Below are 26,966 nucleotides of genomic sequence, written 5' to 3'. Positions count from 1 at the left end.
ATTTATTTCACCAGGTTTAAGTTTGTGTAGTGAAAGCGGTTTTAGTTTTTCCATTAAGGCAGAACAGGTGTTAAAAAAGGATATATAATCGTATTTTAGCTAAAAATAGTTACCTATGAATTCAAGAGAAAATCAACTTAAGGCTTTCGATCGTTTATTAACCATTATGGACGAACTTCGTGAGCAATGTCCGTGGGATAAAAAGCAAACCATGGAGTCTTTAAGACATTTAACAATTGAAGAAACTTATGAGCTTGGTGATGCCATTTTAGATCAAGATTTAGATGAGGTTAAAAAAGAACTGGGTGATGTGTTATTACATATCGTTTTTTACTCGAAAATAGGAAGTGAAACCAATGATTTTGATATCGCTGATGTTTGTAATACGATTTGTGAAAAATTAATTCATAGGCATCCTCATATTTATGGCGACGTTACAGTTGAAAATGAAGATGATGTTAAACGTAATTGGGAAAATTTAAAACTTAAAGAAGGTAAAAATAGTGTTTTAGAGGGCGTTCCAGATAGTTTACCTGCATTGGTAAAAGCGAATAGAATTCAGGAAAAGGTAGCTGGTGTAGGTTTCGATTGGGAGGCTCCTAATCAAGTATGGGAAAAAGTAGAGGAGGAACTTGCCGAATTTAAAGCGGAAGGGGAAAAAGGCGACCAAGAGGCTATGGAAAGTGAATTTGGTGACGTGCTTTTTTCAATGGTAAATTATGCAAGATTTTTAAAGATTAACCCAGAAAATGCCTTGGAGCGCACCAATAAAAAGTTCTCAAAACGATTTCAATATCTTGAAGAAAAGGCTAAAAGTTTAAATAAACCTTTAAAAGAAATGACCCTAGCCGAGATGGATGTTTTTTGGGAGGAAGCAAAAAACGTTTAGTCAATTGTCCGTTTTGTGACATACCATCGCCAACCTATAATGGCAAGCTGTAACTTATTCGCTTTTGAAATATCTAGCTGTTTTTTAGAGTAACTTGGTAGTACAGCCTTGTTTATCTTGGCTAAGATTTTAAAAAAATGTTTTTTCATAATTCAAAAGTAATCATAAATAAATTTATGCCTTATTAGTTTTATATGAATTGTGAGATACTTTAATTGGTTATAGGTATTATATTATATTCGCATAAAAATTATGATATGAGTATTCTATTGGTTGTTCTAGGTTTTATTTTGTTAGTGATTGGTGGCGAGTTTTTAGTACGTTCATCGGTGGCACTTTCTTTTAAATTTAATATTTCTAAAATGGTTATTGGAATGACGGTGGTGTCATTCGCAACCTCTGCTCCAGAATTACTAGTAAGTGTTCAAGCGGCTTTTTCAGGGTCACCGGCAATAGCCATTAATAACGTTATTGGGTCTAATATAGCTAATATCGGATTGGTATTAGGAATAACAGCTTTGGTGAGTACCATTGGGGTAGATCGTTCTTTTTACAGGCTTAATTGGCCCGTAATGATGGTTTTTTCAATGGCCTTATATTATTTTTTAAGTAATGATTTGGTGTTATCTATGTGGGAAGGTGGAGTGCTGTTTGCTGGGCTTATTTTATTTCTTGTGGTTTTAGTGAGGAGTGCTAGAAAAGATGTTGGTTCCGATGAAGTGGATGATACCCTAGCCGTAGTTTCAAATTTTAAGATTATAATCTGGTTATTAATTGGAGCTGCAGCGCTTTATTTTGGGAGTGAATGGCTTGTTGAAGGCTCTAAAGAAATAGCATTAGCCATGGGGATTAGTGAAGCTGTAATAGGTGTTTCCTTAATTGCAATTGGTACTAGTGTACCTGAATTGGCTGCTTCGGTTATTGCGGCTGCTAAACAAGAAAAAGCCATTTCTTTAGGGAATTTAATTGGCTCAAATATTTTTAATATTGGATCGGTATTAGGGCTAACCGCATTGGTAAAGTCTATTCCTGTAACCGCTCCTGAAATTCTTACCAACGACATTATATGGATGTTAGGTTTTGCTGCCATTTTGGTTCCGTTAATATTTCTACCTAAAAAACTTCAAATAAATAGAATAAAAGGGCTCGTTTTAGTGGGTGCCTACGGCGTGTTTATGTTTTTAATATTTACCAATAAATAATTCTTTATTTTTCATTAAGTCAAAAATAAAAGGCTAACATGATATCATGTTAGCCTTTTATTATGAACAAAACAATTGTTGTGTTGTTTGAATTAGATCTTAGCTGATTTTACAGTTTTGATAATTCTTGCAGCAATTTTGTATGGGTCACCGTTAGAAGCTGGTCTTCTATCTTCTAACCATCCTTTGTATCCTTTTTCTACAGCGATTAATGGAATACGGATTGAAGCACCTCTATCTGAAACTCCCCAAGAGAAATCTGTAATAGCAGCAGTTTCGTGTAAACCTGTTAAACGTTGGTCGTTAAACTCACCGTAAACTGCGATGTGCTCATCAACAACTGGACGGAAAGCTTCACAAATTTTTGCGTAAGTTTCTTTATCCCCACAAGTTCTTAATACATTGTTAGAGAAGTTAGCGTGCATACCAGAACCATTCCAATCCATATCTTTACCTAGTGGTTTTGGGTGGTATTCAATATAGTATCCGTATTTTTCAGTTAAACGGTCTAATAAATATCTAGCAATCCAAATTTCATCTCCTGCTTTCTTAGCGCCTTTAGCAAATAATTGGAATTCCCATTGTCCAGAAGCAACCTCTTGGTTGATACCTTCAAAGTTTAATCCAGCCTCAATACATAAATCAGCATGCTCTTCGACTAAATCTCTACCATGGGTGTTTTTTCCACCAACTGAACAGTAGTACATACCTTGTGGAGCAGGGTAACCACCAACAGGGAAACCTAATGGTAATTGAGTTGCTGTATCCATGATAAAGTATTCTTGCTCAAAACCAAACCAGAAATCATCATCTTCGTCATCAATAGTAGCTCTACCGTTAGAAACGTGAGGCGTACCGTCTGCATTCATAACTTCAGTCATTACTAACCATCCATTAACACGATCTGGATCTGGGTAAATAGCAACAGGAACAAGTAAACAATCTGAAGAGCCTCCTTCAGCTTGTCTTGTAGAAGATCCGTCAAAAGACCAGTTTCCTATTTCTTCTAAAGTTCCTTGAAAGTTTTCATGCTCTTCTACTTTGGTTTTACTTCTCATATTTTGAGTTGGGTAGTACCCATCTAACCAAATGTATTCTAATTTAATTTTTGCCATAATAATTATATAATAAATGAAATGTTAGTATTAATATCACAAATATAAATTTTTATGTATTTAATTGAAATTAATGGGGGTCTTTTAACTAAAGGGTGCTATATTTTTATTTATACCCTATTATTTTAAGGTATATTTAGAAAAAAGTTGAAATTTTTATTTAAATACTGAAAAAGTGTTAACAATAAAATTTTAGTCAGTTACTACATAATTGATAAAAGCTAACTATTTTTGTTTTTGTATTTATTTATCAAAGTTTTAAAAAATGTCGACACTTAGATTTCATGCTATAAAAGAATCACTAGCTTATAAACCTGTCAAAATTGAAGAGGTGGAGCGAAGATCTGAAATATTTGGTAAAAATGTATTTAACATGAAAACCATGCGTCAATACCTCACGAAAGATGCTTTTGTAGGTGTTGAAAATGCGGTGCAATTTGGGAAAAAAATTGACAGAAATATAGCCGATCAAGTAGCGTCTTCTATGAAAGATTGGGCGCTAGCGAAAGGAGTAACCCACTATACTCACTGGTTTCAACCTTTAACGGGGGCGACGGCTGAAAAACACGATGCTTTTTTTGAGACGGTTGGTGATGATTTGGCTATTGAACAATTTGGGGGATCACAATTAGTACAGCAAGAACCTGATGCGTCTAGTTTTCCAAACGGCGGTATTCGTAATACTTTCGAAGCAAGAGGTTATACGGCTTGGGATCCTACTTCACCCGCATTTATTTATGGAACAACTTTATGTATTCCAACTATTTTTGTGGCCTATACAGGTGAGGCTTTGGATTATAAAACGCCTTTATTACGAGCTTTGCAAGCTGTAGATACTGCGGCTACAGCCGTTTGTAAATATTTTGATAAAAATGTAAAAAAAGTAACCTCTTCGTTAGGATGGGAACAAGAGTATTTTTTGATTGATAAAACCCTAGCCGCCAGTCGTCCTGATATCATGTTAACGGGCAGAACATTGCTAGGGCATACCTCGGCAAAAGGACAACAACTAGACGATCATTACTTTGGATCAATACCTAATCGCGCATTAAATTTTATGCGTGAACTGGAAAAAGAATGTATGCTTTTAGGGATTCCTGTGAAAACACGACATAATGAGGTAGCTCCAAACCAATTTGAAGTCGCTCCAATTTTTGAAGAAGCGAATTTAGCGGTAGACCATAATTCCTTGTTAATGGATATTATGGGCAGAATTGCTTCTAAACATAATTTTAAAGTGCTTTTTCATGAAAAGCCTTTCGCTGGTGTAAATGGCTCTGGAAAACATAATAACTGGTCGCTTTCTACCGATACTGGTGTAAACTTACTCGCGCCAGGAAAAACGCCAATGAGTAGTTTACAGTTTTTAACCTTTTTTGTTAATACGATTAAAGCGGTTCATAAACACGAAGCCCTATTAAGAGCGGTGATTGCTTCAGCAAGTAACGATCATCGATTAGGAGCTAATGAAGCGCCTCCAGCCATTATTTCTGTCTTTATAGGAGAACAATTGAAAAAAGTGCTTGAAGAGCTTGAAGGTGTTACAAAAGGGAAATTATCACCTCAAGAAAAAACAGAACTTAAACTGAATGTGGTTGGTAAAATTCCGGATGTTTTATTAGATAATACCGATAGAAACAGAACCTCTCCTTTTGCCTTTACAGGGAACAAGTTTGAATTTAGAGCCGTGGGTTCTATGGCAAACTGTGGAAACCCAATGACGGTTTTAAATACCATTGTAGCAAAGCAATTAAAAGATTTTAAAAAAGAGGTTGACGCCTTAATAGATAAAAAGGACTTGAAGAAAGACGAAGCTGTTTTTAATGTGCTTCGTGAATATATCAAGTCTACCAAAGATGTTTTATTCGAAGGGAACAGTTATGGTGAGGCGTGGGAAGCTGAGGCTAAAAAGCGTGGTTTAAGCAATAGTAAATCCACACCCGAAGCATTAAAAGCAAGTATTTCAAAGGAAACCGTATCTCTGTTTAAGGAAATGAATGTGATGAGTGAAATTGAAACTAAAGCACGTTATGAGATTGAAGTTGAAGCTTATGTGATGCATATTCAAATTGAAAGTCGTGTCTTGGCAGATATAGCAAGAAATAATATTGTGCCTACAGCAGTGAAGTATCAAAATGTATTGATAGAAAACGTTAAGGGCTTAAAAGAAATCTTTGATAAAAATTTTAAAAATGTTGCTAGGGAACAAATAACGTTAATTGAAGAAATTTCAAATCACATTGAAGGCATTAATTCAAACGTCACTAAAATGATAGATGAGCGAAGAAATGCAAACAAATTACTAGAAATGGATAAGCGGGCAGAGGCATACAGTAAAAAGGTGATGCCTTTCTTTGATGAAATCCGTTACCATTGTGATAAATTGGAACTTCTTGTTGATGATGAAATTTGGCCATTAACAAAATACAGAGAGTTATTATTTACGAGGTAGTGTTTAAAACTTGTGAAATCCTGCTGTAAAAAGCGGGATTTTTTAATTCAAAGAAGTAAATTTGCAACACAATTTTATATTATGAGTCAAGAGGTTTCAAAAAGATACGCGCAGCGCGGGGTTTCTGCATCAAAAGAAGATGTACATAATGCTATTAAGAACATTGATAAAGGATTGTTTCCGAAGGCATTTTGTAAAATAGTTCCAGATTATTTAACTAATGATGAAGATTATTGTTTGGTAATGCATGCCGATGGAGCAGGAACAAAATCATCCTTGGCTTATATGTATTGGAAAGAAACTGGCGATGTTTCGGTTTGGAAAGGTATTGCTCAAGATGCCTTAATTATGAATATCGATGATTTATTATGTATTGGAGCTACCGATAATATCATGCTGTCTTCAACCATTGGAAGAAATAAAAATTTAATTCCAGGAGAAGTGCTTTCAGCAATTATTAATGGTACCGAAGAGCTGTTAGAAGATTTGAAATCCTTTGGAGTTACTATTCATTCTACTGGAGGAGAAACTGCCGATGTTGGTGATTTAGTGCGAACTATTATAGTTGATTCAACAGTTACCGCACGTATGAAACGCAGTGATGTGATTGATAATGCTAATATTAAGGTTGGAGATGTTATTGTTGGACTGGAAAGTTTCGGACAAGCAACTTATGAGAAGGAATATAATGGAGGTATGGGCAGTAACGGATTAACTTCTGCACGTCATGACGTATTTCATAAATATTTAGCTGAAAAATATCCTGAAAGTTTTGATGCTTCAGTACCAGAAGATTTAGTGTATTCAGGTGGGGTAAAATTAACTGATGCTGTTGAAAACGCGCCTATAGATGCAGGGAAACTCGTTTTGTCTCCTACGCGTACTTATGCGCCAATAATTAAAAAAATTCTTTCGGAATATAATAGCGATACCATCCATGGTATGGTGCATTGCTCTGGAGGTGCGCAAACTAAAATACTACACTTTGTAGATGAATTTCATATTATAAAAGATAATATGTTTCCAATTCCACCATTGTTTAAATTAATTCAAGAGCAATCAAAAACCGATTGGAAGGAAATGTATCAGGTTTTTAATTGTGGACATCGAATGGAATTATATGTGGCTCCAGAAGTTGCAGATGCTATTATTGAAATATCAAAATCCTTTAATGTGGATGCCAAGGTGATTGGTCGTGTTGAAGCTTCCAGTGATAAGAAGCTTACAATAAAATCAGAGTTTGGTGAGTTTACTTATTGATTCTTTTTTTGTGTGCGCTAAATGTGGAATAGTTGTTGATGAAATTAGGACTTGTATAATTTAATTTTAGCCTTTCATGAGAACTTCTGTCTTATTGATTACTTTATTTGTGTCTAATGTTTTATCAGCACAACCAGATTGGTTGTACATTGAAGAAGATAAAGATGATTATAAAGGTCCAGAATGGGTGCAAACAAATAAAGTAGCCTTAGATATTAATGAAGCTGTATTTGTTAACTGGAGTGAAGGGGGTACCAATTCTATTTCTGGTCTATTAGATTTTAAAAGTGTCCTTAACTACTCCGATAGTTATTACGTATGGAATAACGATGCGCATTTGCGTTATGGGATTAACAAGCAGCAAAAAAAGGAGGTTAGAAAAACAGATGATTTATTCGAAATCAATTCAAACTTAGGGTATAAACCAGACCAGGCTTCAGAGTGGTATTATATGGCCCGACTTAATTTTAGAACGCAATTAACAAATGGTTATACTGGGTCCAATGAGGGTGATCCAATTTCTAAATTTATGGCACCTGGCTACTTGTTTTTTGGTGGCGGAATGGAGTATAGTAAAAACAAAAAGAAGTTTTTATTATATTTTTCACCCTTAACTTTAAAAGCCACATTCGTTCTAGATGAAAAGTTAGCTAATGCAGGAGCGTTTGGTGTGACAGGTGCAGAATTTGATGATCAAGGCAATGTGGTAGTTCCTGGAGAACAATTTAGACGTGAGGTTGGTGTGTTATTAACGAATACTTACGAGAGGAAATTAGTAAAAAACATTAATGTAAAAAATCAAATTAGTTTGTATTCCGACTATATTAATAACTTCGGAAATGTAGATGTCGATTGGAGATTGGATTTCGATTTTAAAGTAAATAGTTTTGTTCGAGCTAATTTTGGAACTCATTTACGTTACGACGACGATGTAAAAACGTTAGTGCCTTCCGATGTAGAAGGGGAGTTTGATGAGGCTGGCGCCAAAGTGCAATGGAAACAGTTTTTAGGTGTTGGCGTGGCATTCGATTTTTAATTCAAATTCGAAGCGTTTTTTAATCGTTAAATATTGGTTTTTCAAGAGTAAATGGATGTGTCTTTCCTTGTATTTAGTGGGCGGTTTGCTAAATGAATGTTGTTCGGTTCTTTTTACTTGCATGTTAGTTTTGTTTTTAAAAATTGTTAACTTTCTTTTGTTGATAAATTTTTAAGTTGTTGACTGTTAGTGTGTTTGAGTATTTTTGTTGACAACTTTATGATTTGTGTCATGTTTTAAGTTGTATCTTTTTCTTTTATTTGTAAGCTGAAAAAAATATGTAATCCATCCTAATACTGCAAAAAATCCATGAACGAAAAACTAACAGAAGTACCCCAAAAAACATATACACAGGAAGAGGCCTTTCAGGCTGCTTTAAAGTATTTTAAAAATGATGATCTAGCTGCTCGTGTTTGGTTAAATAAATATGCTCTTAAAGATTCTGAAGGGAATATTTATGAGTTAACACCAAATGATATGCACAAGCGTATTGCTAAAGAAATAGCAAGTGTAGAGTCTAAGTATCCTAACCCATTATCGCAAAAAGACATATTCGATTTAATAAAGGATTTTAAATATATCGTTCCTCAAGGGAGTCCGATGGCAGGCATAGGTAATCCCTTTCAAATAGCTTCCTTGTCTAATTGTTTTGTGATTGGAAATGATGGAGAATCCGATTCATACGGAGGAATCATGAAAATAGATCAGGAGCAAGTACAACTTATGAAGCGCCGTGGTGGTGTTGGTCACGATTTGTCTCATATTCGTCCAAAAGGTTCTGCTGTTAAAAATTCAGCATTAACATCTACAGGAATTGTGCCTTTTATGGAGCGTTATTCAAACTCAACAAGAGAGGTTGCTCAAGATGGTCGACGTGGTGCTTTAATGTTATCAGTTTCTATTAATCATCCCGATTCTGAAGATTTTATCAATGCTAAATTGGAACAAGGTAAAGTAACTGGTGCCAATGTTTCGGTAAGAATTGATGATGAGTTTATGAAAGCGGTAAAAGATGGAAAGACATACACTCAAAAATACCCTATTTTTAGTGCAACCCCTAAAGTGTCAAAATCTATTGATGCTAATGCGCTTTGGAAAAAAATCGTTCATAATGCATGGAAATCTGCCGAGCCAGGTATTTTATTCTGGGATACCATTATTAACGAATCGGTGCCAGATTGTTATGCCGATTTAGGTTATAAAACAGTATCTACCAATCCCTGTGGTGAGATTCCTTTATGTCCTTATGATTCATGTCGTCTTTTAGCGATTAATTTATTTTCATATGTAGAAAATCCGTTTACTAGTTCTGCGAAATTCAATTTCGAATTGTTTAAAAAACACGTCGCAGCTGCTCAACGTATTATGGATGATGTTATTGATTTGGAGCTTCTTAAAATTGATAATATTCTTAAGAAAATAGATGAAGATCCAGAACAAGATGAAGTAAAAAGAACCGAGAAAAATTTATGGTTAAACATTCAGCGTAAAGCAGAAGAAGGCCGTAGAACTGGTGTAGGAATTACTGCCGAAGGTGATATGTTAGCTGCTCTAGGAATTAAATACGGAAGTAAAGAAGGTAATGCTTTTTCTTTAGAGGTGCATAAAACTATTGCTATTGAGGCTTATCGAGCATCGGTGCATTTGGCAAAAGAACGTGGTGCCTTTGGGATTTTTGATATAGAACGCGAGAAAAATAATCCATTCATTCAACGACTAAAAGAAGCCGATGATAAATTGTATTATGAAATGCTTGAATATGGTCGTCGTAATATAGCTTTATTAACGATTGCTCCAACAGGGACCACGAGTTTAATGACGCAAACAACCTCTGGTATTGAACCGGTATTTATGCCGGTTTATAAAAGAAGAAGGAAGGTAAACCCTAATGATAAAGATGTTCGCGTAGATTTTGTAGATGAAGTAGGGGATTCATGGGAGGAATATGTGGTTTTTCACCACCGTTTTAAGCAATGGATGGAAGTGACCGGTGTGGATACTAAGGTTAATTATTCACAAGATGAAATTAACGCCTTAATTAAAAAATCACCGTATTATGAGGCAACTTCTAATGATGTTGATTGGTTGAGCAAGGTGAGTATGCAAGGTGCTATTCAAAAATGGGTAGACCACTCGATTAGTGTAACTATTAATTTGCCAAACGATGTTTCGGAAGATTTAGTAGGAGAACTGTATTTAAAAGCATGGGAAGTCGGATGTAAAGGTGTTACTGTTTATAGAGATGGTTCGCGTTCTGGTGTTTTAATTTCTAATGATGAAAAGAAGAAGGAAGAAACCGAAGAAACTTTAACAGCATTTCCTACCAAGCGACCGCAGTCGTTAGAGGCCGATGTGGTTCGTTTTCAAAATAGTAAAGAAAAGTGGATTGCTTTTATTGGGATTATAGACGGGAAACCTTACGAAGTTTTTACAGGTCTTGCCGATGATGAAGATGGTATTTTAATTCCGCGTTGGGTAAACAAAGGTGTTATTATAAAGAATAGAGGGGAAGATGGTGTACGACGTTACGATTTTCAATATAAAAACGCTAGGGGTTATAAAACGACTATTGAAGGGCTGTCACATAAATTTAATCCTGAATTTTGGAATTATGCTAAGTTGATTTCTAGTACATTACGTCATGGTATGCCTATCGATAAAATTGTAGATTTAATTAACAGTTTACAATTGGATAGCGAGTCTATTAATACCTGGAAAAATGGTGTGGTGCGTGCCTTAAAACGTTATGTTGAAGATGGTACTAAAGCTAAAGGACAGAAATGCGATGCTTGTAAGTCTACAAACTTAATTTATCAAGAAGGTTGTTTGACTTGTAAAGATTGTGGCTCTTCTAAATGCGGATAGATTAATTTACTCTATAAAGTATTTTAAAAATGAAGAAAAGGAGGCTGTTTTTTAACAACCTCCTTTTTTGTTCAATGAAATCGACATAAATTTTAACCCCATTTCAAGGCATTGAAAATTGATAAATTATCGTATTTTTGACATCCAATTAAAAAAGGCAGATGTTAGAGAAATTACAAATAGTAAAGCAGCGTTTTGATGAGGTTAGTGATTTAATCATTCAACCCGATATTATTGCAGATCAAAAACGTTATGTCGAGTTAAATCGAGAATATAAAGATTTACGTATCCTTATGGGGAAACGTGAGGAATACATTGAGTTTACCAATAATCTAGCTGAAGCTGAAGAAATAATCGCCGATGGTAGTGATGCCGAAATGGTTGAAATGGCTAGATTACAGTACGATGAAGCAAAAGAAGGGATTCCTAAACTTGAGGAAGAAATTAAAGTGCTTTTAATACCTAAAGATCCTCAGGATACTAAAAATGCCGTAGTTGAGTTACGTGCTGGAACAGGTGGTGATGAGGCGAGTATTTTTGCCGGTGACTTATTTAGAATGTACACAAAATACTGCGAAAGCAAAGGTTGGAAGGTTGATACAGTAGATTTTAGTGAAGGAACCAATGGCGGATTTAAAGAAATTCAGTTTGAAGTTTCTGGAGAGGATGTTTATGGTACTTTAAAATTTGAAGCTGGCGTTCACCGTGTACAACGTGTTCCGCAAACAGAAACACAAGGTCGCGTGCATACATCAGCAGCAACTGTCATGGTTTTTCCTGAGGCTGAAGAATTTGATGTAGAAATTAATCCTAAAGATGTTCGTATCGATTTTTTCTGTTCATCAGGTCCTGGTGGTCAGTCGGTAAATACGACTTATTCAGCTGTGCGTTTAACACATATTCCAACAGGATTAGTGGCGCAGTGTCAAGATCAGAAATCTCAGCATAAAAATAAAGAGAAAGCTTTTAAAGTATTACGTTCGCGTTTATACGATTTAGAGTTGGCTAAAAAGATGGAGGAAGATGCCGCTTTACGTGGTACCATGGTAACCAGTGGTGATAGAAGTGCTAAAATTAGAACTTATAATTATCCTCAAGGACGTGTTACCGATCATAGAATTGGTTTAACACTTTACGATTTATCGAATATTGTTAATGGTGATATTCAAAAAATTATTGATGAATTACAACTTGCTGAAAACACCGAAAAGTTAAAGGCAAATAGTGATCAAATTTAGTGTAACCTCATACCATAAAAATTAATAGTATACGCTGTGTTTCTTAAAAAAAAGTCTTTGTGAAACACAGCGTATCTGTTCTAAATAAAAGTCATGACAACAAGTCAACTTATTCAGGAAATTAAAAGAAAGAAATCCTTTTTATGTATAGGATTGGATGTCGATTTAAATAAAATTCCGAAACACCTTCTGGAAGAAGAAGATCCTATTTTTGCCTTCAACAAAGCCATAATTGATGCGACGCATCATTTGTGCGTAGCGTACAAACCCAATACGGCTTTTTATGAAGCTTATGGGTTAAAAGGTTGGAAAGCTTTAGAAAAAACGATCAATTATTTAAATGAAAACCATCCTGAAATCTTTACAATTGCCGATGCGAAACGTGGTGATATAGGGAATACGAGTACGATGTATGCCAAAGCTTTTTTCGAAGATTTAGCCTTCGATTCGGTAACCGTAGCACCTTATATGGGCAAAGATTCCGTAGAGCCATTTTTAGCTTTTGAAAATAAGCATACCATTCTTTTAGCCCTAACATCCAACCAAGGGGCGTTTGATTTTCAAACCAAAACGGTTGATGGTAAAGAGGTTTACAAACAGGTGTTAGAAACTTCTAAAACCTGGGTAAATTCAGAAAACTTGATGTACGTGGTTGGAGCTACTAAAGCTGAATATTTAGTAGATATCAGAAAAATTATTCCAAACAGTTTCTTGTTAGTACCAGGAGTTGGAGCTCAAGGCGGAAATTTACAGGACGTTTGTAAATACGGTATGAATGACACTGTGGGGTTACTTATAAACTCATCAAGAGGTATCATTTATGCTTCAAATGATACTGACTTTGCAGCGTCAGCAGCCCAAAAATCTGAAGAACTTCAAAAGGAAATGGCTGATATCTTAGATGCGTCATCATTTTAAATGATGTCATGGAGTTTAAAGATCAACTGCATAGAGTAATTTCTTTAGAAGGGGGCTCTAAGCGAATCATTTCATTAGTGCCTAGTCAAACCGAATTGCTTTGTGATTTAGGTTTGCAAGATGCATTAGTGGGAATAACCAAATTTTGTATTCACCCCAAAGAGCTGCGTAAAAAGGTTACTGTTATTGGGGGGACCAAGCAAATTCATCTTGATAAAATCAAGTCACTAAATCCGGATATCATTCTTTGTAATAAAGAGGAGAATACTAAGGAAATTGTAGAAGCGTGTGAAGGTATTTGCAAGGTACATGTGTCCGATATCTATAATTTAGAAGATAGCTTAAATTTAATCGCACAATATGGCGCGCTATTTAATTGCCAATTAAAAGCGGAAAAAATTGTTGAAACTATTAAAGCAGAGTTTAATGAATTTCAAGACTTTGTAAAGGATAAACCTGTTGTTTCAGTTGCTTATTTTATTTGGAAATCTCCTTGGATGGCAGCCGCAAATCATACATTTATAAACTATTTATTGAACATAAATAAGTTTGAAAACATATTCGGTCACTTAGAAAGATATCCTGAAATAGAACCTAATAAATTAGATACCGGTAGAGCGCCTGAATTTGTCTTGTTATCCTCAGAGCCTTTTCCTTTTAAGGAAATTCATAAGAATAAGTCACAAGAAATTTTTCCCAAAAGTAAAGCTATACTTGTAGATGGGGAAATGTTTTCTTGGTATGGATCAAGGCTCATGGCGGCGTTTAAGTATTTTAAAACGCTCCGTTTAAATCTTCATACTCAACTTTAGTAGTATCTTCTACAAAGTTTGCAATTCTATTTTCTAATTGTTTTAAGCTGATTAATTTATTTAAATTAGGCTTAATTTTTCCTACGCGACAAAAGTGAGGGTTCATAACGTTTTAGTTTTTTTGTTTATATAAAGTACGTAATAAAAGACTGTACAGATGTTTTATTGAGGTTAATATAACAATAAATAATGATTATATCTTACAGTATATCAATTGATTTGAGTTTAAAAAGTTTAAACGATTTAATTCGTTAAGCAACTTAAGGGCTTTAAACTCTAAAATATCGCTCAGAGCAGCGTCCATTTGTCTAAAATTATAAGCTTGTTCCATAAGCTGTTTGTAAGTGTTTAATAATTTACTTTGTTGTGTTTTTATAAATGACGTATTCATGATGTTAAAATTTTAATTATAAATTAATGTATTAGCAATTTTAATGCCTCAAACATCTTTAAAAAGTTAAATAAATGGTAATTAAATGTTAGGTTATTGATTGCTGCTTTTCTCGATCTCTATATAGATATTTTAACCTGTTGAGTTTGTTTAGCAGTTTTATGGCGCGATATTCTGAAATATCACTAAGTTCTGAATCGGTTTGTCGAAAATTATACGCCTGCTCAACTAGAACCTTATAGTCTCTGTGGAGTTTATCTTGATGAAGTTTTATGGCGTCTAGACGTTTCAATGTTACAGGTTGATTTACAGTTGTTTAAATATACATCTTTTTTGTTTAAATTATAAAAAACCAACTAAAAAATTAAATGTATTTTAACTAAAATTTTAAGTGCATAAAAAAAACCGAATAAATTTTTATCCGGTTTTAAAATTATGAAGGGTAAATGGGTAATACAATATTTTAGCCTTGTAAAGCAAACACCTTCTTTAATAAATCTGTGGTTCTAGATGAGTATTGTGTTCTAATTTCTTTTTCTTCTACTTCAATCATCGTGAAAACACCTTTTAAAGCTTCACCTGTCACATAGTCGGTTAAATCGGGGTTAACGTCATCTGTAAAAGGAATACTGTTGTATTTGTTAATTAAATTAGACCAGATTTTATCGGCGCCTACTTTGCTAAAGGAATTTTTAATCACAGGATTAAATTTATTATACAAGGAGGTTTCTGTTTTAGAACTTAAGTATTGTGTTGCGGCATTGTCACTTCCAACTAATATGCTTTTAGCATCATTAAATGTAATGCCCTTTACAGCATCTACAAAGATGGGTGTAGCTTCCTTTACGGCATCTTCAGCAGCTCGGTTAAGTGCTTTTAGTCCTTCATCAGCGAGGTTTCCTAACCCTATTTTTCTTAGGCCATCATCAACCTTTTGTAATTCCTTTGGTAATAAAATTTTAACCATCTCATTTCCGTAAAAACCATTGGTTTGAGTAAGTTTTGATACTTGTTTTTCTATACCTAAATCTAAAGCTTGCCTTAAACCAGCAGCTATATCAGCGTTTCCAATAGTGCTGTTTGGAATATTGGTTTGTGTTTGAGGTAATTGCTTGGCTACTTCATGCAGTTCGGCACAAGCAGTTAGGTTTATTAACAAGGTAATGGCTAGAATTTTGCGTATCATATGTGATTGTTGTTTTAGAAAAAATGACGGGTTGAATTTGTATCCGTTTATGTGAAAATTACGGTCTTATTATTATAAACCATAACTTTTCTATTGGCGTGTAGTTTTACGGCGTTAGCAAGAACGACTTTTTCTAAATCACGCCCTTTAGCTATCAGGTCGGAAATAGCATGTGTATGCGATACGCGGGTAACATCCTGTTCTATAATAGGTCCTGCATCTAATTCTTCTGTGACATAATGGCTGGTGGCACCTATAATTTTAACACCTCGTTTGTAAGCAGAATGGTAGGGTTTAGCACCAATAAACGCTGGTAAAAACGAATGGTGAATGTTTATAATTTTATTTTGGTATTGATTGATCAGTTTGTCAGATACAATTTGCATGTACCTGGCCAATACGATAAAGTCTATTTTATGTTCTAAAAGTAACTCCAACTGTTTGTCTTCAGCCTCCTTTTTAGTTTCTTTAGTTACCGGGATGTGGTAGAAAGGAATGTTGAAATTTTTAGCGATATGCTCCAAATCGTTGTGGTTACTGATAATAAAAGGTATTTCCAGATTGAGTTCACCAGAGTTATACCTTCCTAATAAATCATATAAACAATGGTCGTATTTTGAAATAAATAAAGCCATTTTCGGCTTTTTCTCAGAAGAATAAATGCGCCATTTCATTTTAAAAGTTTCCGCTAGCTCACTTTTGAAATCAGTTTTAAAGTCTAGTGTAGAGAATGTATCAGAAACAAATTCACTTTCCAATCGCATAAAGAAAATATCTTGCTCCCGATCAACATATTGGTCGATGTAAACAATGTTACCCCCTTTATTCGCAATAAAATTTGTGATTGATGCAATGATATTTGGTTTGTCTTTACAATGTATTAATATGGTTATTTTATTCATTAGAATTTAAGCTTTAATGTTCAAAATTAGGTTAAAATTATAAAAGACTAAACTTAGAATATAGTTTTAGATAATATCAAGTAAATGGTTTAAAATTTTGATTATTTCGTAAATTGGCAGACTAAAATACGAGAATATTTACGAATGAACCAGCAAGCAATATACAAGCCAAAAAATAAAATTAGAATCGTAACTGCAGCCTCCCTGTTCGATGGGCATGATGCCTCAATAAACGTAATGCGTCGAATCATTCAAGCCACTGGTGTTGAGGTGATTCATCTAGGTCATGATCGCAGTGTTGAAGAAGTGGTTAATACCGCCCTTCAGGAAGATGTGAATGCTATTTGTTTAACCTCTTATCAAGGTGGTCACAATGAATATTTTAAATACATGTTCGATCTTTTAAAGGAAAAAGGTGCTGGACATATCAAGATTTTTGGCGGCGGCGGCGGCGTTATCTTACCTTCAGAAATTAAAGACTTAATGGATTATGGCATCACCCGTATTTATTCACCTGATGATGGCCGTGAAATGGGACTGCAAGGAATGATAAACGATTTGGTACAGCAATCTGATTTTGCGATTGGGCATGGGCTTGATGTACATTTAGAGGATATTCAAAGTAAATCGGTTAAAGATATCGCTCGTGTTATTTCTTCCGCTGAAAATTTTCCAGAAATAGCTAAAGCTACTTTAGATAAAATTCATTCTATAAATAAAACTTCAAAAACACCAGTTCTGGGAATTACAGGTACAGGAGGTGCTGGAAAATCTAGTTTGGTCGATGAACTCGTTCGACGTTATTTATTAGATTTCCCTAATAAAACCATAGGTATCATTTCGGTAGATCCTTCTAAACGTAAAACTGGTGGTGCGCTTCTAGGGGATCGTATTCGAATGAATGCCATAAATAGTGAGCGCGTTTATATGCGTAGTTTAGCCACAAGGCAATCCAATCTGGCGCTTTCTAAGCATGTAAATGAAGCCATTGAGGTTTTAAAAGCAGCAAATTATGATTTAATTATTTTAGAAACTTCGGGAATCGGACAATCAGATACCGAAATAATTGAACACTCCGATGTGTCACTTTATGTGATGACTCCCGAATTTGGTGCCGCCACACAATTAGAAAAAATTGATATGCTCGATTTTGCCGATTTAGTTGCCATTAATAAATTTGATAAAAGAGGCGCTTTAGATGCTTTACGTGATGTGAAAAAGCAATATATGCGTAATAATTTGCTGTGGGAGACGCCTCAAGAAGATTTACCCGTTTTTGGAACGATTGCCTCTCAGTTTAACGACCCTGGAATGAATACTTTATATCTGGCTATTATTAATAAGTTGGTTGAAAAAACAGAAGCAGATTTAAAATCAAACCTGGTTGAATCTCTAAGTAACAGTGAGAAAATTTTTGTAATTCCTCCTGCTAGAACCCGTTATTTATCTGAAATATCTGAAAATAATAGAGCTTATGATAAAAAGGCTAACGAACAAGTTGAAATAGCTCAAAAACTCTATGGAATTTTTAAAACGATTTGTACGGTAGTTGATGTTACTAAGAAAGAAGACGAACTATCTTTTATGGGAAAGTTGGGCCTCGGCCTCGATGAAGCTAATGTTTTAAAACTTGGCCCTGCTGAAAACCACGAGTTTTTAAAACTACTTATAGCCGAATTTGATCGCCTAAAAATGAATTTAGATCCGTTCAATTGGGAGATCCTAACGGGGTGGGATGCTAAAGTTAATAGGTATAAAAACCCTATTTATAGTTTCAAGGTGCGTGATAAAGAAATTAAAATTGAAACCCACACCGAATCCCTTTCGCATACTCAAATACCGAAGGTGGCATTCCCAAAGTACCAAGCTTGGGGTGACATACTTCGTTGGTGTTTGCAAGAAAACGTTCCAGGAGAGTTTCCTTTTACTTCTGGATTGTATCCTTTTAAAAGAAAAGGGGAAGACCCAGCGCGTATGTTTGCAGGCGAAGGAAGCCCAGAACGTACCAATAAACGTTTTCATTATGTAAGTCAGGGTATGCCAGCAAAGCGCTTGTCTACAGCTTTTGATAGTGTCACACTTTATGGAAACGACCCTGATATTAGACCAGATATTTATGGTAAAATTGGTAATGCAGGCGTTTCTATTTGCTGTTTAGATGATGCTAAAAAGTTGTATTCCGGTTTTAATTTGGCCGATGCTATGACCTCAGTGAGTATGACTATAAATGGCCCTGCACCCATGTTATTAGGATATTTTATGAATGCAGCCATAGATCAGCAATGTGAAATTTACATCAAAGAAAATGGTTTAGAGGATACTGTTGAAGCGAAATTAGAGGAATTATATAAAAAGGAAGCGCGTCCTAAATACAACGGTAGCTTACCTGAAGAGAACAACGGTTTAGGTTTGATGCTTTTGGGTGTAACAGGTGATCAGGTTTTACCTAAAGAAGTGTATCATTCTATTAAAGCCAATACCATTGCTCAAGTTCGCGGCACTGTACAAGCTGATATTTTAAAGGAAGATCAAGCACAAAATACTTGCATTTTCTCAACCGAATTTGCTTTGCGTTTAATGGGCGATGTTCAAGAGTATTTTATAGAGAACAATGTTCGTAATTTTTATTCGGTGTCTATTTCAGGCTATCATATCGCCGAAGCAGGAGCGAATCCTATTACCCAGTTGGCGTTGACTTTATCCAACGGCTTTACTTATGTGGAGTATTATTTAAGCCGTGGTATGGATATCAATAAATTTGGTCCGAATTTATCTTTCTTTTTCTCTAATGGTATCGATCCAGAATATGCCGTTATTGGTCGTGTAGCGCGTAAAATATGGGCAAAAGCCATGAAGCATAAGTATGGGGCTAATGAAAGAGCTCAAATGCTTAAATATCATATTCAAACTTCAGGACGTAGTTTACATGCTCAGGAAATTGATTTTAATGACATTCGAACCACACTTCAAGCCCTTTATGCGATTTATGATAACTGTAACTCCTTACATACCAATGCTTACGATGAAGCCATTACAACACCAACTGAAGAGTCGGTGCGTCGTGCCATGGCTATTCAGCTTATAATTAATAAAGAGCTTGGGCTGGCTAAAAATGAAAACCCCATTCAAGGTTCTTTTATAATTGAAGAATTAACCGATTTAGTAGAAGAAGCCGTTCTTGTTGAGTTCGATAGAATCAATGAACGAGGTGGCGTATTAGGAGCTATGGAAACCATGTACCAACGCAGTAAAATTCAAGAAGAAAGTTTGTATTACGAAACGTTAAAACACAATGGTGATTTTCCAATAATTGGTGTGAATACTTTTTTAAGCAGTAAAGGGTCTCCAACAGTTTTACCAGCAGAAGTTATTCGTGCTACCGAAGAAGAAAAACAACTTCAAATTAAAACGTTGAAGAACTTGCATGAAGCTCATAACACCACCGATTTGTTAAAGGATTTACAGCTAAAGGCCGTTCAAAATGAAAATATTTTTGATGCGCTTATGGAAGTATGTAAAGTTTGTTCTTTAGGAGAAATTACTGAAGCCTTATTTGAAGTCGGTGGCCAGTACAGACGAAATATGTAGTTTTTTAATATGTAATTCAAGGATTTGTTAATGGTTCTTTTTTGTGTTCTGTATTTTAACGGCTTAAAATCAGTTGTATAAGAGCCTTTTCAACCTTGTTTTTGACATTATAATACAAGTTATAGGAATTTAATAACGCTTAATCTAAAAATTAGGCGTTATTTTTTTGCTTTAACTATCTAAGTGTAAATTAATCTTCTAGAGCTATTTATTTAGTATTGTTTAACCCTAAAAACAATTTTATATTATGGAATGTACCCTCAAATACAAGTTTAAAAGGCGTTCAAAAAACTATTTAGATTGGTTATTTTATACGGTCAAATCAGAAAAATATCACTTAACTGAAGGCCATGTCTTAAATTCGAAAACAAAGTTTATCGCGTGATAGCATTACGATGAACATGAAAAAACGCTCAATAAATTTAAATTTTTTGAGCGTTTTTTATATAACCTAGAGGGGTTAAGTTCTATAATGTAAGCATCCAAGTGCTTTGTAGTTTTTTAAACTTTTTTAATTCACTTCTTAAAATCGGTAAAAAATCTTTTCCGTTACTGTTAGAACGTTCTAAACGATATGAATTTTTATAAAGCTTATTGGTTAATTTCCTTAAAGATTCAATATGCTTATATCTGCGTTCTGAATGTCTTTGTAATTCTGCGTTTAGAATTTCTGGAGCTAATGAAACAGATTGTTGAATAATATCTCCTGAAAAATAAATATGATGACTTTCACTACCATCTTGATTTAGAGAAGATAAGTCGCTATTTAAGTAAGAAGAAATGCTTTGAGACAGGGTGAAAATCTCCAAAGCTTTCTGGTAAATCGGTAATTCCGATAGATTTAGTGGGGTATTAGACGACATAATTATTTATTTCTTAGCATTTATTCAAAATTACTCACAACTCAGGAGAATCAACTTTAATCATTAAAGTAAAATTGTATATTTGCTTTAATTATTAATTAATTAGTGTTAAATTTCTTTTAAATGATAGTTGATAGTCTTAATCGAAAAATTTTAAAATGTTTACAGGAAAATGCAAGGCTTTCTAATGCCGAAATTGGAAGGCGGGTAGGTGTAAGTTCTCCCGCAGTTTCAGAGCGCATCAAAAAGATGGAAGACCTGGGTATTATAGAAGGCTACAAAACCATAGTTTCCCCTTTCGAGATCGGCTACCAACTTAAAGCGATTATCACCTTAAGAGCATTTATGGGGAAATTAAGACCCTTTTTAGATAAAGTAAAAACCTATGATGAGGTGATAAACTGTTACCGAATTACAGGCGATGAAAATATAGTGATGGAAGTGGTTTTGAAAAATCAAAAGCATCTAGAGACTTTTATAGATCAGTTGATTACTTATGGTGAATCTAAAACTCAAATTGTATTATCGAACGTGGTAAAACAAAAAGAAGTAACTCCTATTAAATAGAATTAAAGTTAGAGGGAGATAAAATATGAATATTGTTTAAATATTCACATAAAAAATCATGCCTATGCAAGGCGTCTTGGTGGATTTTTTCTGTTTTTACCAGCATGGTACAAAATAATACGGTTGCCATCTGGATCGTTAAGTTGGGCTTCTCGCCACAACCAAGACCTGTCTGTAGGCAGTTGGTTAAACTCCATGCCTTTATTAATTAAATATTCTACAGTCTCATCCAAGTTTTGTTCTTCAAAATAAACCATAATTCCAGAATTATCCGAAAGGCGTTCAACTTGGTGTATCGAGAAAGTTGCATCACCATCAGGACATTCAAACCTCGTGTATTTAGAATGTGTGAAAACAATCAACTTTAAGCCTAGCGTTTTATAAAATGCTACCGATTTTGCGACATTCAATGAGGGGACAGTAACTTGATTTAAATTCATAAGATTTATATGGATAGTGTTTCAAGATGTTTTGCGATGCGTCTGGCATGAACTCGAGAGTTTTCTATAAACCATTTATGGGTTTCGTTTCCTCCACAAACCACACCAGCCAAATAGAGGCCTTCAACGTTCGAAACCATCGTTTCTGCATCGTAATATGGTCTGTTTTTACCATCTTTTGAAAGCTTTATACCACTGCTCTCTAAGAGTTTAAAATTAGGCAGGTAGCCTGTTAATGCGATTACAAAATCGTTAGGTATAATTATTTCCTCATTAACGGTGTCGATAACCACCTCTTGCTCTTTTATTTCTTTAATAAAAGCGTTAAAATAAGCCGTAATACTGCCTTCTTCAATTCTATTAATAATATCTGGACGCACCCAGTATTTCACACGTTCCCCAATGCTTTCTCCTCTAATAACCATAGTGACACGTCCGCCTTTACGCCAAATTTCTAAAGCAGCATCTACAGCCGAATTGCTCGCCCCAACAACAAGAACATCTTGCAGTGCATATTGGTGTGCTTCTTTGTAATAATGAGTGACTTTCTTAAGATTTTCACCAGGAATATCAAGCATTTTAGGAATGTCATAAAACCCCGTGCAGACTATAGTGTATTTAGAAAAATATGTGGATTTGTCCGTTTTTATACTAAATTCATTAGGTTTTGTTTTTTCAATAGCAAGTACGGTTTCAAACAAATGCATGTTTAATTGATTTGAAGTGGTTACCCGCCTGTAGTACTCTAAAGCTTCATCTCTATTAGGTTTAGGATTATTACTTATAAACGGAATGTCATCAATTTCAAGTTTTTCTGAAGTTGAAAAAAACGTCATGTTTTTAGGGTAATTAAACAGCGAATTGGTTAAGGCTCCCTTTTCAATAACCACATAGCTCCAACCTCTTTTTTTACATTCTAATGCACAGGCGATGCCTATGGGGCCACCACCAACGATAATAATATCAAATTGATTTACTTTCAAAATATCCGTGTTTTTTAAATGCTTTTAATGTATCAAAACTATTTAAAACATTTGTAAATTGTATTTTTGAAAGGAAAAAATTTAGAAATAGTAAAGTCTAATGAAGAAATTAAAACTTGTTTTCCTTGGGGTTTTAGTCTGTTTGACAAGTTGCAACCAGAAAATACGACCTATAAAAGGGGATACGCCTTATCAAAGACAGCAAAATGCCGATTTTAAGGATGTAACCAAATCACCTTTAAAACCTAGTGACCTTAAAGTTTTTCAAGGCCTTGATTTTTTTAAGCACGATTCGACCTATAGGGTTCATGCCTATTTAAAGTGCACTCCGGATACGAAATGGTTTAAAATGAAAACGACTACAGATCGCCTTTCTGATGAGCGTATTTATGGGGTTTTATCTTTTGAATTAAAAGGGGAATCATTCAACTTAAACGTATACCAAGGGAAGGATCTCATGACTCAAGAAGGATTTGAGGATTATTTGTTTTTGCCTTTTTTAGATGAAACTAATGGGGTTGAAACTTATGGTGGTGGCCGTTATATTGATGTCAGGATTCCAACGGGAGATTCCCTAATAATTGATTTCAATAAAGCTTATAATCCCTATTGCGCTTACAATGAGGCTTATTCTTGTCCGATTGTGCCAAGAGAAAATTATCTAAAAACTAGAGTTGAAGCTGGCGTGAAAGCCTTTAAAAAGGATTAAAAATTTTTAATTAAAAAAACAAGATAAAGGACAAATATGCCTGCTATAGAGTTTTTTAATACATATAATTAAAGTTAATAAGGTGATTAAAAAGCTACATATAAAATTAGCTTCTAATGGCATCAAATGGAATATTTGTTTCTAAATTTCTGATTTTTTTTAATTTATTTCACGGCTATGTAGATTTCGGTAATCCATTCGGCTGGGTTTTCAGTATTACTTGGGTCGGTGAGGTATGCTTCAAGCATAGGGCCATTTTCAGTAAATTCGAAACCATTTTCAGGAATGTATTTCATGGCTGTATCCCATGCTTCTTTTAAGTTGTCGTAGCTGCCTTTTAAAGTCGTTTTAACAGCTTTAAATGATTCCATATGGCCTGTTAGAATATGATCTTCTGTAGTGATAACTCTTTCTGTAGTAGGAATACAACAAGAAAAGATAGCGGCATTATTTGCAACGTCCCATTTAAGATATTGAACAAAAGGCGCACCAGCCATTTTGATGTGGTGTTGCTTTGCAAAAGCACTAACTTTAGGCATCATGTCTTGCATTTTATTTGATATTTCAGAGATTTTGCATGAAGTTGTATTGTAAATGTAAAAGCCTCCTCCATGTTCTGTAATGCCATTTACCGTTACACTGTATTTTTGCATATCGGCTGTAACAATACTATCCAGTTTGAAAAGACCTCGCTCAAAATCTGGAGAAGTGTTTTCTTCAATAGAACCAGCAAAAGTGGTGTGCATTTTTGTCATAAAATCTTGTTTCCCTTGCATAGCCCAAGTTACTTTGGTGCCTTCATCTGTGTCTTCAAAAGACCAATTAATATCAGATTGGGATTTAAAAGGTTTAACGAAAGTTATTTTTTGTGAAATGGCTTTATTTTTATCAACCGAAATTGTTTTCATTTTGCCTTCGCCTAAAATCTCACCAGACCAAGAATATCCAGCATCAACGCCGGCAGTTTTATCTTCGTAAGTGAGGGTTGCGTGAGGTTCCTTTTCTATCCATGGCGAAAAGTCTGGCCAATTTTTATAGTCGTTAACTTTATTATACAGTAGTGAAGCGGGAGCTTTAATAATTTTACTTCTACTAAAACTAAATTCATTGGGTTGCACAGCAATATACATAGCTGTACCAATAAAAATAATTAATAAAAGTAAAAGAATGTATTTAAGTGCTTTCATTTGGTGTTGGTTTTCAATAAAAAATTAAATCAAAGATACTCAATTTAATTTTTTACTTTATAAATTCTTATTTTTGCGTCAAATTGATTATTCTTTTATAGGTTAAAGCTTAAAAAAGATTTTAATATTCGATGGTTTGTGGTAATATGATTTTAATTTCTAACTATATTTAATAAAATGCAACTAAAAACAATTTTAAGCTTGGCCTTAATAAGTACGCTCTTATGGGCTTGTGGCAATGAGAAGTCCCAAACCAGTATTCCTGAAATAACCGAAAAAAAGGAGGTTAAATTTGATTATAATGTAGAGCAATTTGCCGATATCAAAATTCTGCGTTATCAAATTCCAGGTTGGGAAAATTTAACACTAAAAGAGCAAAAGCTTGTGTATTACCTAACCCAAGCGGGTTTATCGGGACGTGATATTATGTGGGACCAAAACTACCGCCATAATTTATCGATTAGAAAAGCCTTAGAGAAAATATATACAACTTTTGAAGGCGATAAAACTACTGATAACTGGAAGGCTTTTGAGGCTTATTTAAAGCGTGTATGGTTTAGTAATGGTATTCATCACCATTATTCTAATGATAAGTTGAAGCCAGGTTTTTCTGCCGAATATTTAAAATCTTTACTGGAGGCTACACAAACATCTTTAGAAGGAGAAGCTTTTGCTGTTTTGTTTAATGATAAAGATGTCAAGAAAGTAAACCAAGCGAAAGGTGTAGATAATGTGGCGCTTTCTGCGGTAAACTTCTACGGACCTAATGTAACTAATACAGATGTTGAAAGTTTTTATAAAACAAAAACCTCACCAAACCCTGAAAAACCTTTGTCTTTTGGTTTAAACTCTCAGTTAGTAAAAGAAAACGGTGTGCTAAAAGAGCGTGTATTTAAATCAGGTGGTTTGTATGGTGAAGCTATCGATGAAATTATAAAATGGCTTGAATTGGCGCAAGGTGTAGCCGAAAATAAAGCTCAAGGGGATGCGCTTGGACTGTTAATTGAATACTACAAAACAGGAGATTTACAAACTTGGGATGATTATAATGTGGCTTGGACAGGTGCTACCGAAGGTAATATCGATTATATAAATAGTTTTATTGAGGTGTATAACGACCCATTAGGATATAGAGGATCATACGAGAGTATCATTCAAATTAAAGATTTTGATATGTCTCAAAAAATGAAAGTCTTATCGGATAACGCACAATGGTTTGAAGATCATTCAACGCTAATGGATGCTCATAAAAAGAAAAATGTTGTTGGTGTTTCATATAAAGTAGTAAGCGTTGCGGGCGAGGCAGGAGATGCTTCTCCTAGTACCCCTATTGGAGTAAATTTACCTAATGCAAACTGGATTCGTGCTGCTGTAGGTAGTAAATCGGTATCTCTAGGAAATATTATTAATGCTTATAACAATGCTGGAGGTTCAGAACGTTTAAAAGAGTTTGTAAACGATCGAGAAGAACTGGAACTAGAAGAGAAATACGGACAATTAGCCGATAAATTACATACGGCTTTACACGAGGTTATAGGACACGCTTCAGGACAGTTAAATCCTGGGGTTGGAGAAACTAAAGAAACTTTAAAAAATTATGCCTCAACTTTAGAAGAAGGGCGTGCCGATTTAGTAGGACTTTATTATTTATACAACCCTAAACTTCAAGAATTAGGTTTGGTTGACGATTGGAAGTCTGTTGGAAAAGCAGCTTACGATGGCTATATTAGAAATGGTTTAATGACGCAGCTTATTCGTTTAAATTTAGGTGACGATGTTGAAGAAGCGCACATGAGAAACAGACAATGGGTATCGGCTTGGGTTTTTGAAAAAGGTAAGGCTGATAACGTTATTGAAAAAATAAAAAGAGATGGTAAAACCTATTTCAATATTAATGATTACGAGAAATTACATGAATTATTCGGACAATTATTAAGAGAAACCCAAAGAATTAAATCTGAAGGAGATTATGCTGCTTGTGAAGCTTTAGTTGAAGGTTATGGCGTAAAAGTAGATCAAGAGATTCATGCTGAAGTTCTTGAGCGTAACAAACAGTTTACATCGGCTCCTTATAGCGGTTTTGTAAATCCTGTTTTAGTACCAGAAACAGATAATAATGGCGAAATCATAGCAATAAAAGTAACTCAACCAGAAAGTTTTGATGGTCAGATGTTGAACTACAGTAAAAACTACAGTTTCCTTCCTGAAGTAAACTAGAAGTTAATACATAAGTAAACAAAAAAACAGAATCTAAATCAAGGTTCTGTTTTTTTGTTTACACTAAATATGAGTAAAATGATATTAACAACAATAAGCGCACTTAAAATTAAAATAATGGTCATATTTGATTAGATTTTAGTGGT

23 protein-coding genes are annotated in these 26,966 nt (G+C 34.5%); 13 read left to right on the top strand and 10 right to left on the bottom strand.

Features of this window, described 5'->3' with window-relative positions:
- Window positions 1-115 precede the first annotated feature (115 nt).
- Window positions 116-889, top strand: coding sequence for a nucleoside triphosphate pyrophosphohydrolase (gene mazG / locus C1A40_RS16480; protein ID WP_102996849.1), 774 nt, complete (start codon window positions 116-118; stop codon window positions 887-889).
- Here mazG and C1A40_RS18605 read toward each other — a convergent pair.
- Window positions 886-1,038, bottom strand: coding sequence for an SsrA-binding protein (locus tag C1A40_RS18605; protein WP_102996848.1), 153 nt, complete (start codon window positions 1,036-1,038; stop codon window positions 886-888). The genes mazG and C1A40_RS18605 overlap by 4 nt on opposite strands.
- A gap of 108 nt (window positions 1,039-1,146) precedes the next feature.
- Here C1A40_RS18605 and C1A40_RS16470 point away from each other — a divergent pair, with 108 nt between their 5' ends.
- Entirely contained in the window at window positions 1,147-2,091 is a 945-nt protein-coding gene (locus C1A40_RS16470; protein WP_102997247.1) for a calcium/sodium antiporter, read from the top strand.
- Between the two features lie 92 nt (window positions 2,092-2,183).
- Here C1A40_RS16470 and C1A40_RS16465 read toward each other — a convergent pair whose 3' ends face one another.
- Window positions 2,184-3,206: a glutamine synthetase beta-grasp domain-containing protein gene (locus C1A40_RS16465; protein ID WP_102996847.1), complete on the bottom strand. Its 1,023-nt coding sequence runs from the start codon at window positions 3,204-3,206 to the stop codon at window positions 2,184-2,186.
- Between the two features lie 265 nt (window positions 3,207-3,471).
- Between C1A40_RS16465 and C1A40_RS16460 the strand changes: the two genes are divergently transcribed.
- The 7 genes from C1A40_RS16460 (at window position 3,472) to C1A40_RS16430 (ending at window position 13,787) form a co-directional block, all read left to right on the top strand.
- The gene (locus tag C1A40_RS16460) at window positions 3,472-5,658 is read left to right on the top strand and encodes a glutamine synthetase III family protein (protein WP_102996846.1); all 2,187 of its coding nucleotides are present in this window, start codon (window positions 3,472-3,474) and stop codon (window positions 5,656-5,658) included.
- 81 nt (window positions 5,659-5,739) lie between these two features.
- The gene (locus tag C1A40_RS16455) at window positions 5,740-6,918 is read left to right on the top strand and encodes an AIR synthase related protein (protein WP_102996845.1); all 1,179 of its coding nucleotides are present in this window, start codon (window positions 5,740-5,742) and stop codon (window positions 6,916-6,918) included.
- A gap of 76 nt (window positions 6,919-6,994) precedes the next feature.
- The gene (locus tag C1A40_RS16450; RefSeq protein WP_102996844.1) at window positions 6,995-7,954 is read left to right on the top strand and encodes a DUF3078 domain-containing protein; all 960 of its coding nucleotides are present in this window, start codon (window positions 6,995-6,997) and stop codon (window positions 7,952-7,954) included.
- A 309-nt stretch (window positions 7,955-8,263) separates the two neighbouring features.
- Window positions 8,264-10,819: an adenosylcobalamin-dependent ribonucleoside-diphosphate reductase gene (locus tag C1A40_RS16445; RefSeq protein ID WP_102996843.1), complete on the top strand. Its 2,556-nt coding sequence runs from the start codon at window positions 8,264-8,266 to the stop codon at window positions 10,817-10,819.
- A gap of 161 nt (window positions 10,820-10,980) precedes the next feature.
- A complete protein-coding gene (prfA, locus tag C1A40_RS16440) occupies window positions 10,981-12,057 on the top strand; it encodes a peptide chain release factor 1 (protein WP_068602025.1) in 1,077 nt (358 codons plus the stop codon).
- Window positions 12,058-12,150: 93 nt separating this feature from the next.
- Window positions 12,151-12,975: an orotidine-5'-phosphate decarboxylase gene (gene pyrF / locus C1A40_RS16435; protein ID WP_102996842.1), complete on the top strand. Its 825-nt coding sequence runs from the start codon at window positions 12,151-12,153 to the stop codon at window positions 12,973-12,975.
- Window positions 12,976-12,983: 8 nt separating this feature from the next.
- Window positions 12,984-13,787 carry an ABC transporter substrate-binding protein gene (locus tag C1A40_RS16430; RefSeq protein ID WP_102996841.1) on the top strand — a complete coding sequence of 268 codons (804 nt, stop codon included), beginning with the start codon at window positions 12,984-12,986 and terminating at the stop codon, window positions 13,785-13,787.
- A 193-nt stretch (window positions 13,788-13,980) separates the two neighbouring features.
- Here the strand turns inward: C1A40_RS16430 and C1A40_RS16425 are convergent, their stop codons facing one another.
- From C1A40_RS16425 to purU, 4 genes are all read right to left on the bottom strand, one after another.
- A complete protein-coding gene (locus tag C1A40_RS16425; protein ID WP_158651395.1) occupies window positions 13,981-14,178 on the bottom strand; it encodes a Lacal_2735 family protein in 198 nt (65 codons plus the stop codon).
- Between the two features lie 88 nt (window positions 14,179-14,266).
- On the bottom strand, window positions 14,267-14,470 hold the full coding sequence (locus C1A40_RS16420) for a Lacal_2735 family protein (protein WP_102996839.1): 204 nt from the start codon (window positions 14,468-14,470) through the stop codon (window positions 14,267-14,269).
- A gap of 171 nt (window positions 14,471-14,641) precedes the next feature.
- A complete protein-coding gene (locus C1A40_RS16415; RefSeq protein WP_102996838.1) occupies window positions 14,642-15,364 on the bottom strand; it encodes a DUF4197 domain-containing protein in 723 nt (240 codons plus the stop codon).
- 47 nt (window positions 15,365-15,411) lie between these two features.
- Window positions 15,412-16,266, bottom strand: coding sequence for a formyltetrahydrofolate deformylase (purU, locus tag C1A40_RS16410; RefSeq protein WP_102996837.1), 855 nt, complete (start codon window positions 16,264-16,266; stop codon window positions 15,412-15,414).
- 144 nt (window positions 16,267-16,410) lie between these two features.
- Between purU and C1A40_RS16405 the strand changes: the two genes are divergently transcribed.
- Complete coding sequence (locus C1A40_RS16405; protein WP_102996836.1) at window positions 16,411-19,854, top strand: methylmalonyl-CoA mutase family protein; 3,444 nt, start codon at window positions 16,411-16,413, stop codon at window positions 19,852-19,854.
- Between the two features lie 467 nt (window positions 19,855-20,321).
- Here C1A40_RS16405 and C1A40_RS16400 read toward each other — a convergent pair whose 3' ends face one another.
- On the bottom strand, window positions 20,322-20,717 hold the full coding sequence (locus C1A40_RS16400; RefSeq protein ID WP_067145954.1) for a hypothetical protein: 396 nt from the start codon (window positions 20,715-20,717) through the stop codon (window positions 20,322-20,324).
- A gap of 123 nt (window positions 20,718-20,840) precedes the next feature.
- Here C1A40_RS16400 and C1A40_RS16395 point away from each other — a divergent pair, with 123 nt between their 5' ends.
- Complete coding sequence (locus C1A40_RS16395) at window positions 20,841-21,284, top strand: Lrp/AsnC family transcriptional regulator (RefSeq protein ID WP_102996835.1); 444 nt, start codon at window positions 20,841-20,843, stop codon at window positions 21,282-21,284.
- Between the two features lie 62 nt (window positions 21,285-21,346).
- Here the strand turns inward: C1A40_RS16395 and C1A40_RS16390 are convergent, their stop codons facing one another.
- Together C1A40_RS16390 and C1A40_RS16385 are read right to left on the bottom strand one after the other, a co-directional pair.
- The gene (locus C1A40_RS16390; protein ID WP_102996834.1) at window positions 21,347-21,724 is read right to left on the bottom strand and encodes a VOC family protein; all 378 of its coding nucleotides are present in this window, start codon (window positions 21,722-21,724) and stop codon (window positions 21,347-21,349) included.
- 5 nt (window positions 21,725-21,729) lie between these two features.
- Entirely contained in the window at window positions 21,730-22,707 is a 978-nt protein-coding gene (locus C1A40_RS16385; protein WP_102996833.1) for a YpdA family putative bacillithiol disulfide reductase, read from the bottom strand.
- A 100-nt stretch (window positions 22,708-22,807) separates the two neighbouring features.
- Between C1A40_RS16385 and C1A40_RS16380 the strand changes: the two genes are divergently transcribed.
- Window positions 22,808-23,416 (top strand): DUF1684 domain-containing protein, encoded by a 609-nt coding sequence (locus C1A40_RS16380; RefSeq protein WP_102996832.1) that lies wholly within the window; start codon window positions 22,808-22,810, stop codon window positions 23,414-23,416.
- A gap of 164 nt (window positions 23,417-23,580) precedes the next feature.
- Here the strand turns inward: C1A40_RS16380 and C1A40_RS16375 are convergent, their stop codons facing one another.
- Entirely contained in the window at window positions 23,581-24,603 is a 1,023-nt protein-coding gene (locus tag C1A40_RS16375) for an SRPBCC family protein (protein ID WP_102996831.1), read from the bottom strand.
- Window positions 24,604-24,780: 177 nt separating this feature from the next.
- Between C1A40_RS16375 and C1A40_RS16370 the strand changes: the two genes are divergently transcribed.
- Window positions 24,781-26,820: a dipeptidyl-peptidase 3 family protein gene (locus C1A40_RS16370; protein WP_102996830.1), complete on the top strand. Its 2,040-nt coding sequence runs from the start codon at window positions 24,781-24,783 to the stop codon at window positions 26,818-26,820.
- The last annotated feature ends 146 nt before the right edge of the window (window positions 26,821-26,966 follow it).

The organism is Tamlana carrageenivorans (assembly GCF_002893765.1).
Lineage (GTDB): Bacteria > Bacteroidota > Bacteroidia > Flavobacteriales > Flavobacteriaceae > Pseudotamlana > Pseudotamlana carrageenivorans.
The sequence above is the reverse complement of the archived record's forward strand: the minus strand, read 5'-3'. Positions and strand labels throughout refer to the sequence as shown.

Excerpts from the sequence above, each read along its gene's own strand:
- C1A40_RS16405 (WP_102996836.1), top strand. The coding sequence starts at position 16,411 with ATGAACCAGCAAGCAATATACAAGCCAAAAAATAAAATTAGAATCGTA.
- C1A40_RS16395 (WP_102996835.1), top strand. The coding sequence starts at position 20,841 with ATGATAGTTGATAGTCTTAATCGAAAAATTTTAAAATGTTTACAGGAA.
- C1A40_RS16380 (WP_102996832.1), top strand. The coding sequence starts at position 22,808 with ATGAAGAAATTAAAACTTGTTTTCCTTGGGGTTTTAGTCTGTTTGACA.
- C1A40_RS16455 (WP_102996845.1), top strand. The coding sequence starts at position 5,740 with ATGAGTCAAGAGGTTTCAAAAAGATACGCGCAGCGCGGGGTTTCTGCA.
- C1A40_RS18605 (WP_102996848.1), bottom strand. The coding sequence starts at position 1,038 with ATGAAAAAACATTTTTTTAAAATCTTAGCCAAGATAAACAAGGCTGTA.
- C1A40_RS16470 (WP_102997247.1), top strand. The coding sequence starts at position 1,147 with ATGAGTATTCTATTGGTTGTTCTAGGTTTTATTTTGTTAGTGATTGGT.
- C1A40_RS16390 (WP_102996834.1), bottom strand. The coding sequence starts at position 21,724 with ATGAATTTAAATCAAGTTACTGTCCCCTCATTGAATGTCGCAAAATCG.
- mazG (WP_102996849.1), top strand. The coding sequence starts at position 116 with ATGAATTCAAGAGAAAATCAACTTAAGGCTTTCGATCGTTTATTAACC.
- C1A40_RS16460 (WP_102996846.1), top strand. The coding sequence starts at position 3,472 with ATGTCGACACTTAGATTTCATGCTATAAAAGAATCACTAGCTTATAAA.
- C1A40_RS16465 (WP_102996847.1), bottom strand. The coding sequence starts at position 3,206 with ATGGCAAAAATTAAATTAGAATACATTTGGTTAGATGGGTACTACCCA.
- purU (WP_102996837.1), bottom strand. The coding sequence starts at position 16,266 with ATGAATAAAATAACCATATTAATACATTGTAAAGACAAACCAAATATC.
- C1A40_RS16400 (WP_067145954.1), bottom strand. The coding sequence starts at position 20,717 with ATGTCGTCTAATACCCCACTAAATCTATCGGAATTACCGATTTACCAG.
- C1A40_RS16430 (WP_102996841.1), top strand. The coding sequence starts at position 12,984 with ATGGAGTTTAAAGATCAACTGCATAGAGTAATTTCTTTAGAAGGGGGC.
- C1A40_RS16425 (WP_158651395.1), bottom strand. The coding sequence starts at position 14,178 with ATGAATACGTCATTTATAAAAACACAACAAAGTAAATTATTAAACACT.
- C1A40_RS16375 (WP_102996831.1), bottom strand. The coding sequence starts at position 24,603 with ATGAAAGCACTTAAATACATTCTTTTACTTTTATTAATTATTTTTATT.
- C1A40_RS16445 (WP_102996843.1), top strand. The coding sequence starts at position 8,264 with ATGAACGAAAAACTAACAGAAGTACCCCAAAAAACATATACACAGGAA.
- C1A40_RS16370 (WP_102996830.1), top strand. The coding sequence starts at position 24,781 with ATGCAACTAAAAACAATTTTAAGCTTGGCCTTAATAAGTACGCTCTTA.
- pyrF (WP_102996842.1), top strand. The coding sequence starts at position 12,151 with ATGACAACAAGTCAACTTATTCAGGAAATTAAAAGAAAGAAATCCTTT.
- C1A40_RS16415 (WP_102996838.1), bottom strand. The coding sequence starts at position 15,364 with ATGATACGCAAAATTCTAGCCATTACCTTGTTAATAAACCTAACTGCT.
- prfA (WP_068602025.1), top strand. The coding sequence starts at position 10,981 with ATGTTAGAGAAATTACAAATAGTAAAGCAGCGTTTTGATGAGGTTAGT.
- C1A40_RS16450 (WP_102996844.1), top strand. The coding sequence starts at position 6,995 with ATGAGAACTTCTGTCTTATTGATTACTTTATTTGTGTCTAATGTTTTA.